Origin of the sequence: Blautia sp. DFI.6.71 (assembly GCF_020593585.1) — a bacterium.
Classification (GTDB): domain Bacteria; phylum Bacillota; class Clostridia; order Lachnospirales; family Lachnospiraceae; genus Blautia_A; species Blautia_A wexlerae.
Window position 1 is genome coordinate 21709 of the sequence record NZ_JAJDMJ010000047.1, and the last position, 8177, is coordinate 29885.

Here is an 8177-nt window from a genome sequence, read left to right on the forward strand (position 1 = left end):
GGACATGGAGAGACAATTTACCAGACAGGCAGAGAATGCCCTCAAATTGGCAAAGACAACTGCGAAAACCTGTGGACATGGATATATCGGAACAGAACATCTTCTTGCAGGTCTTTTGAAAGAACCTGAAGGCACTGCGGGAAAAGTGCTGCAGGAATTTAACGTAGAAGAAGAAAAACTCAGGGAACTTATCAGCAGCTTGGTTACACCGGTTCAGGGCAATACTGCGGCAGCAGAAACAAAAGATCCCCAGTACAGCCCGAGAGCAAGAAGGATCATTGAACAGGCGGAGGAAGATGCTGAGAGTATGGAATGTCTTTGCGGAACAGAGCACCTGTTGCTTTCGCTTCTGAAAGAGACAGACTGCGTAGCGACCAGACTGCTTTTTACAATGGGAGTAAATATCCAGAAGTTGTTTGCGGCTATCCTGACAGCTATGGGATTTGACAATGATACCATTGCAGAGGAATTTCAGTACGCAAGGAATGCGGGAAACAAAAAAGTGACCAGTACCCCTACGCTGGATCAGTACAGTCGTGACCTGACACAGCTTGCAGCAGAGGGAAAACTGGATCCTGTGATAGGGCGTGATAAAGAAATTACCAGACTGATTCAGATTCTGAGCAGACGTACGAAGAATAATCCGTGTCTGACAGGGGAACCCGGAGTAGGTAAGACTGCCATTGTAGAGGGACTTGCACAGCGCATCGTTATGGGAATGGTTCCGGATACAGTGAAGGATAAGCGTCTTGTTGTGTTAGATCTTTCCGGCATGGTTGCGGGAAGCAAATACAGAGGTGAATTTGAGGAACGCATTAAGAATGTGATCCAGGAAGTAAAAGAACATCAGGGAATTCTGCTGTTCATTGATGAAATCCATACCATCATCGGAGCAGGTGGAGCGGAGGGAGCACTGGATGCTTCTAATATCCTGAAACCTTCTCTTTCCAGAGGTGAGATTCAGCTTATCGGCGCGACTACTCTGGAGGAATACCGTAAATATATTGAAAAAGACGCAGCACTGGAACGAAGATTCCAGCCTGTGACAGTGGAAGAACCATCTTCAGAGGAGACTGTTGAGATCCTTAAAGGTCTGCGTCCATATTATGAGAAACATCATGGGGTAAAGATTGAAGATGAGGCACTTGAGGCAGCAGTAAAAATGTCACAAAGATATATCAATGACCGTTTCCTTCCGGATAAGGCAATTGATATTATTGATGAAGCAGCATCAAAGGTTCAGCTTGCGGGTTATCAGTCAGCACCTGAAATGGAACAATATGAACTGGAACTGAATGAACTTCGTGAGGAGAAAGAACAGGCAGTTAAGACTGCAGATATTGAACGCGCAAAAAAAGCACAGGTACGCCAAAATGAAGTGGAAGCCGAAATGGAGAAAATCCGCATTAAGACTGAACGTAGAAATAAGAGGAAGAAACTTGTTGTAGATGAAGCTGCTGTTGCAGAGACGATTTCTGACTGGACAAAGATTCCTCTTCAGAAACTGACAGAGGGAGAAACCAAACGTCTTGCTCGTCTGGAGAAAGAACTTCATAAACGAGTGATCGGACAGAATGAGGCAGTGAAAGCTGTTGCGCAGGCAGTGAAACGGGGAAGAGTAGGACTTAAAGATCCGAACCGTCCCATTGGTTCTTTCCTTTTCCTTGGACCTACAGGTGTTGGTAAGACAGAACTTTCCAAGGCTCTGGCAGAAGCTGTCTTTGGAAGTGAACAGGCGATGATTCGTGTAGATATGTCCGAATATATGGAGAAACACAGTGTCTCCAAGCTGATCGGTTCTCCTCCGGGATATGTAGGATATGAAGAAGGCGGCCAGCTCAGTGAGAAGGTCCGCAGAAATCCGTACAGTGTATTGCTTTTTGATGAGATTGAGAAGGCACATCCGGATGTGTTTAATATACTTTTACAGGTGCTGGATGACGGTCATATTACAGATGCACAGGGAAGAAAAGTCGACTTCAAACAGACGATTATTATTATGACTTCCAACGCAGGGGCACAGGCAATCATGGAACCGAAACGTCTGGGATTCATGTCTGATAATGATGAGAAGAAAGACTATGAACGAATGAAAGGCGGTGTGATGGAAGAAGTGCGCCGGATTTTCAAACCGGAGTTCCTGAACCGAATTGACGATATCATGGTGTTCCATGTGCTGAATAAAGAAGATATCCGGAAAATTGTGACATTGCTTCTTAAAACACTGGAGAAACGATGCGCAGAACAGATGGAAATTCATCTTACAGTGACAAATGCTGTGAAAGATTTTATTGCAGAAAAAGGTTCTGATAATAAATATGGTGCCAGACCGCTGCGTCGTGCAATTCAGAGTAAGATAGAAGATGCGCTTGCAAACGAGATTCTGGAAGGCAGAGTAAAACGTGGAGATAGTGTACAGGTGAAACTTCATAAAAACGAGATTGCATTTGAAGTGAAAAAACAGTAGAAATCTCTGAGCAGACAGATATTTACAATTAAAGCAGAGGACTCACATGATTCACAGAAATTGTGAAATTAGTATAAAAAAATCAGTGAGATACTGGTCAAAAAAGTGAATGTATTATATAATAAGCACATAAAATGTCGGAAAAGTACAGAGATAGTGAAAAACTGTACGGCATCGGCAGATGAACCGGTGGAGCGGCAAACAAAAGAGTCTTAGGAGGACATAGGAAATGGCAGTAGTAAAAGAATTAATCCGTACAGAAGAGAATGGAGCAATCAGCTTTGGTGACTATGAGCTTGCACAGAAGTCTAAATTATCAGACTATCAGCATCAGGGCGATATGTATAAAGTAAAAACTTTTAAGGAGATTACCAAGCTCGAGAGAAACGGAATGTTCGTTTACGAATCAGTTCCGGGAACAGCAGTATTTAATCTTACACAGAGTGAAGCTCAGATGGATTTCCATGTAGAGGGACCGGAAGATGCACAGATCACAGTGGAGATGGAGCCGGATACAGAATATGAAGTATTTATTGAACAGGCAAGCACAGGTAAGATGAAAACAAACCTGGGCGGTAAACTTTCCTTTAGCGTGGAACTTGGCAATGCTGCAAGAGTAGAAGTAAAGATTGTAAAATGCTGAAAAATAAAAAGACGGTATATTTTTGCCAGGAGTGCGGATATGAATCCGCAAAATGGATGGGGCAGTGCCCGGGATGCAAGTCCTGGAACACCTTTGTGGAAGAGACAGTTTCCACAAAGAAGCCATCCTCTTCTGGAGTAATGAAATCATCAGAAAAAAGGCAGGAACCGGTGATCCTTAAAGACATTAGCCTGTCAGAAGATGAACGGCAGACAACTCAGATTGGTGAACTTGACAGGGTGCTGGGCGGCGGTATCGTCCCCGGCTCCCTTGTTTTAGTGGGAGGAGATCCGGGAATCGGAAAATCAACGCTGCTTTTACAGGTGTGCAGGAATCTGGCAGAGAAGCAGGTTTCGGTTCTTTATATTTCAGGCGAGGAATCTCTGAGACAAATTAAGCTGAGAGCTAATCGTATCGGGCAGTTTACGGATAAGATGCAGCTTTTATGTGAGACGAACCTGGAAGTGATACGTGAGGTGATCGAGCGCAGAAAACCGGATGTGGTTGTGATCGACTCCATTCAGACTATGTTTCACGAAGATGTAAGTTCGGCACCGGGAAGTGTCTCTCAGGTGAGAGAATCTACCAATATCCTTATGCAGATCGCAAAGGGAATGGGGGTGTCCATTTTTATTGTAGGTCATGTGACGAAAGAAGGAAATGTGGCAGGTCCGAGGGTTCTGGAACATATGGTGGATACGGTGCTTTATTTTGAAGGCGACCGGCATGCTTCTTATCGTATCCTGCGTGCGGTGAAGAATCGTTTTGGATCTACGAATGAGATTGGTGTTTTTGAAATGTGTAATACAGGTCTTGAGGAGGTGAAGAATCCGTCGGAATATATGCTGAATGGCAGACCGGAGGATGCGTCGGGTTCTGTTGTGGCGTGTTCTATGGAAGGAACCCGGCCGATTCTGGTTGAAATCCAGGCACTTGTGTGCCAGAGTAATTTCGGTATTCCGAGGCGGACAGCGGTAGGAACTGATTTTAACAGAGTGAATCTCCTTATGGCTGTGCTTGAGAAGAAAGTAGGACTCCGTCTGGCTGCATCGGATGCTTATGTCAATATTGCAGGGGGAATGAAGATGACAGAGCCGGCAATTGACCTTGGGATCTGTCTGGCGATTGTTTCCAGTGCGAAGGATATTGTGATTCCTGATAATGTGATGGTGTTTGGCGAGGTTGGCCTGAGTGGTGAAATCCGCGCAGTGAATATGGCAGGCCAGCGTGTGCAGGAGGCGAAAAAACTGGGATTTGGAACAGTTGTGCTGCCAGAAGTGTGTAGGTCTTCTGTTGGAAAAGTGGAAGGAATCAACTTGGTTTATGTGTCGCAGATTCGTGATGCGATTGGTTATATTATGAAAAAATAGATTGTCAGACTACTGGCTTATATATGGTTTGAATAAGTCGATCAGACTGTCGTCAAAGATATTTTTGCCTGAGAAAGTCTGCTGATAGAGAGAAAGAGGAAAGGATCAAAAGTTATGGCGAGTGGAATTGATACAGTGATATTTGATATGGATGGAGTGATTTTTGATTCGGAGATTCTTGTGCTTCAAGCGTGGAAAGAAGTGGCAGAACGTCATGGAATCGCAGGAGTTGAGGCGGCATGTCATGAGTGTCTGGGAACAAATAGTGTTGTAAGTAAAGGGGTTTTTCTGAAGCATTATGGTGAAGATTTTCCGTATGAGGAATATAAAGCGGAGATGGCAGAGGTGTTTTTCAGTCATGCTTCCGGAGGTAAACTGGCAAAGAAGCCGGGGGTTGAGGAGCTTTTGAAATATCTGAAGATGAGGGGATTTAAGATTGGGCTTGCCAGTTCTACCCGGGAGGCACTGGTGCGTTCGGAGATTTCAGATGGCGGGCTGCTGGGATATTTTGATCAGATTATCGGGGGAGATATGGTGGAACGGAGTAAGCCGGAACCGGATATTTTTCTGGAGGCTTGCAGACGACTGGGAACCAGACCGGAGAATTGTTATGTGATTGAGGATTCTCATAATGGAATCAGGGCGGCTTATGCAGCAGGGATGCATCCGATCATGGTGCCGGATCTGATGGAGGTGACGGAGGAGATGAAGTCCCTCGCAGAAGAGATTCTGGGATCGCTTTGCGCAGTGCAGGAATTTTTGCAGGGGTCAGGCATATAAATTCATTTGTTTTTATGAGTGTCAGTGATTGAATAAAAAAGAAATCTGTTTTTACTGGTGTTTATTTCAAAACTTTTCCAGGAAAACAGATTCCTTTTTTGTTATATTAAGTTTTTGCTTATGAGAGAACTCCTGTTGACTGTAAAAACAGGATAAACATCATAACCGGCGCAACATAGCGGATCATGATTCGATAAAGTTTTTTTCTGCGGAATCTGCTGCCGTTTCGTTCCATTTCATCAATGACATAATCAGGTGTCATAACCCATCCGATCAGGATGGTGGAAAGTAATGCGATAAATGGCATCATAACACTGTTGCTGATGTAATCCATAATATCAAGCAGCTGTCCTGTAGAGCCATTGGGCAGTTCCACTTCTACATAGAAAATGCTGTATCCCAAAGCAATGATCGCAGAAGCAGCAAGATAAACTGCAGATAAAACAGAAACAGTTTTTTTTCTGCCTGTGTGGAAGATTTCCATACAGTTTGCAACGATGGATTCCAACACAGAGATGCAGGATGACAGTGTTGCAAAAATAGCAGTTACGAAAAAGAGGATTCCTACAAATATGCCTGCTTTTCCCATGGCTGCAAAGACCTTTGGGAGAGAAACAAACATAAGGCTTGGACCGGCTCCCATTCCTTCTGTTCCGGAAAATACGAATACAGCAGGGATGATCATGGCACCTGCAAGAAATGCCACTCCTGTGTCAAAAATTTCAATCTGATTAACAGCCTTGTTTAAGTCAACATCAGGTTTTACATAAGAACCGTAGGTGATCATGATTCCCATGGACACGCTGAGAGAGAAGAACAGCTGACTCATTGCATCCAGTAAAATCTGTAAAAATCGCTGTACAGTAAGCCCCTCAAGATTTGGGGTCAGGTAATAAAGAAATCCCTGGATCCCGGTATGTACCTGGCCGGAAGAATCTGTATGTTTCAGAGTCAGGGAATAAATGGAGATGATGACAACGAGTACCAGAAGAACTGGCATCATCCATTTGGATACTTTTTCAATACCATCCTGCACACCATTGTATACAATAAATGCAGTTACACCCATGAAAATAAGTGCAAAAATAACAGGTGAGGTGGAGGATGTGATAAAAGAAGTAAAATAATCATCTGCTGCAGCAGCCTTTGCCTGTCCTGTCAGGTAGACTACAGCATATTTGGTGATCCATCCACCGATCACTGCGTAATAAGTCATAATAAGAACAGGTACAAGAAAAGTCAGAATGCCTAAGAATTTCCACTTGGGCTTCATTTCAGCATAAGCACCGATCGCACTTTTCTGAGTGCGGCGGCCGATTGCGATATCAGATGTAAGCAGGGTAAATCCAAATGTAAGTACAAGTATAAAATAAATGATTAAAAACAGACCGCCTCCATCTTTGGCTGCAAGATATGGGAATCTCCATAAATTGCCTACTCCTACAGCACTGCCGGCTGCGGCAAGGACAAACCCGAGCTGTCCTGAAAAATGATTTGATTTCCTTTCCATAATAGATAATCTCCTGTATGATTTATGTTTGCATAAGTACGATAACATATGTTAACATATAAGTAAAATGAATGTTTTTGCTAGTATACATTAAAAAAAGTAATGGATAAAAACAGACAAGAAGTAAGGATTGTAAATGAAGGAAATCAGAGACAGATATGAAATTTTTTTGAAGGTATGTGAGACTGGAAGTTTTTCGAAAGCAGCAGAGGCGCTAAACTATACACAATCGGGAATCAGTCAAATGATGGCCGGATTTGAGGAGGAACTGGGAGTACAGTTATTTGCAAGAGCTAAAAAGGGTGTAACTCTGACGGATAATGGAAGAATGCTGATGCCTTATATACAGGAGATGACAAATCAGAAAGATAAACTTAGACAGGCTGCTTTTAATATTAATCATAAAATAGAAGGAAAACTCAGAATAGGAAGCTTTTCCAGTGTAACTGCAATGTGGATGCCGGAAGTGATCCATTATTTTAACAGAAATTATCCACAGGTTGAGGTGCAGATCTTTGATGGAAATTATGATGAGATCAGAGACTGGATCATACATGGGCAGGTGGACTGCGGATTTCTGTCTTCGATCGTTGCAGATAATCTGAAGTTTTATCCATTATGTGAGGATCCTCTCTGTGCTGTGATGCAGAAAAATCATCCTCTTGCAGAAAAGAAAAGTGTGAGACTGGAAGAACTGTTGGAGTATCCTTTCATTATAGAGACTCCGGGATGTGATAATGATATTTTGCATTTATTGGAAAGATGTGGGAAGGAGCCAAAGACTTCTTACAGTTTTCGTGATGATACGCTTATTATGGCATTTGTGAAAAATGGGCTGGGAGTGACGATCTCACAGAAGCTGGTTATGAAGGCGTTTGCCAATGATGTAGAGAGCAGACCTCTTGAACCGGGGAGATCCAGAATTATTGGGTTGGCATTTGTAAAAACAATGAACTCGGTTGTGACGAAGATATTGTTGGAATATCTAAAGGGGATGATGTAGTATTTTGCAGTGAAGAGAGTCCTGTTTTATGGCATATATAGCATGAAAATAAAAAGATTGTCAAATTATGGAATTAACTGTTGACATTGTGGCTTTTCGGTGTTATATTAGATGAGCTGTCGGGAATAATTGTTTGTAAGATAAAAACAATTCAAAAAGATTTCTGAAAGAAAAAAGAAATTCCAAAAAGTGCTTGACAACTTAAAACAAACATGTTAAAGTAACCAAGTCGCTTGAACAGAGCCGACAATCACAGATCAGAAGAACAGTTCCGAAATCCGGAAGAGTTCGAAAAACTTTGAAAAAACTTGAAAAAAGTTCTTGACAAAGAAAAAGAGATGTGATAAAGTAAACAAGCTGTCGCAAGACAGACAACCTTGATAACTAAACAGTGAAACACATAC

The 8177-nt window shown here is 42.7% G+C and carries 6 protein-coding genes; 5 read left to right on the plus strand and 1 reads right to left on the minus strand.

All coding sequences use genetic code 11. The features are described 5' to 3' along the window. Positions 1-4 precede the first annotated feature (4 nt). From LJE12_RS15570 to LJE12_RS15585, 4 genes are all read left to right on the plus strand, one after another. Positions 5-2467, plus strand: a complete 2463-nt coding sequence (locus LJE12_RS15570; RefSeq protein WP_227292262.1) for an ATP-dependent Clp protease ATP-binding subunit — start codon at positions 5-7, stop codon at positions 2465-2467. Positions 2468-2696: 229 nt separating this feature from the next. Next, positions 2697-3110 carry a hypothetical protein gene (locus LJE12_RS15575; protein ID WP_008705473.1) on the plus strand — a complete coding sequence of 138 codons (414 nt, stop codon included), beginning with the start codon at positions 2697-2699 and terminating at the stop codon, positions 3108-3110. Further along, positions 3104-4480 (plus strand): DNA repair protein RadA, encoded by a 1377-nt coding sequence (gene radA, locus LJE12_RS15580; RefSeq protein WP_008705472.1) that lies wholly within the window; start codon positions 3104-3106, stop codon positions 4478-4480. The genes LJE12_RS15575 and radA overlap by 7 nt, the downstream gene beginning before the upstream one ends. 114 nt (positions 4481-4594) lie before the next feature. Further along, on the plus strand, positions 4595-5260 hold the full coding sequence (locus tag LJE12_RS15585; RefSeq protein WP_173721538.1) for an HAD family hydrolase: 666 nt from the start codon (positions 4595-4597) through the stop codon (positions 5258-5260). Positions 5261-5378: 118 nt separating this feature from the next. Here the strand turns inward: LJE12_RS15585 and LJE12_RS15590 are convergent, their stop codons facing one another. After that, positions 5379-6770: a sodium-dependent transporter gene (locus LJE12_RS15590; protein WP_025579505.1), complete on the minus strand. Its 1392-nt coding sequence runs from the start codon at positions 6768-6770 to the stop codon at positions 5379-5381. Between the two features lie 136 nt (positions 6771-6906). On the opposite strand from LJE12_RS15590, the gene LJE12_RS15595 reads away from it, so the two are divergent. Further along, positions 6907-7773, plus strand: coding sequence for a LysR family transcriptional regulator (locus tag LJE12_RS15595; RefSeq protein ID WP_008705469.1), 867 nt, complete (start codon positions 6907-6909; stop codon positions 7771-7773). Positions 7774-8177 lie beyond the last annotated feature (404 nt).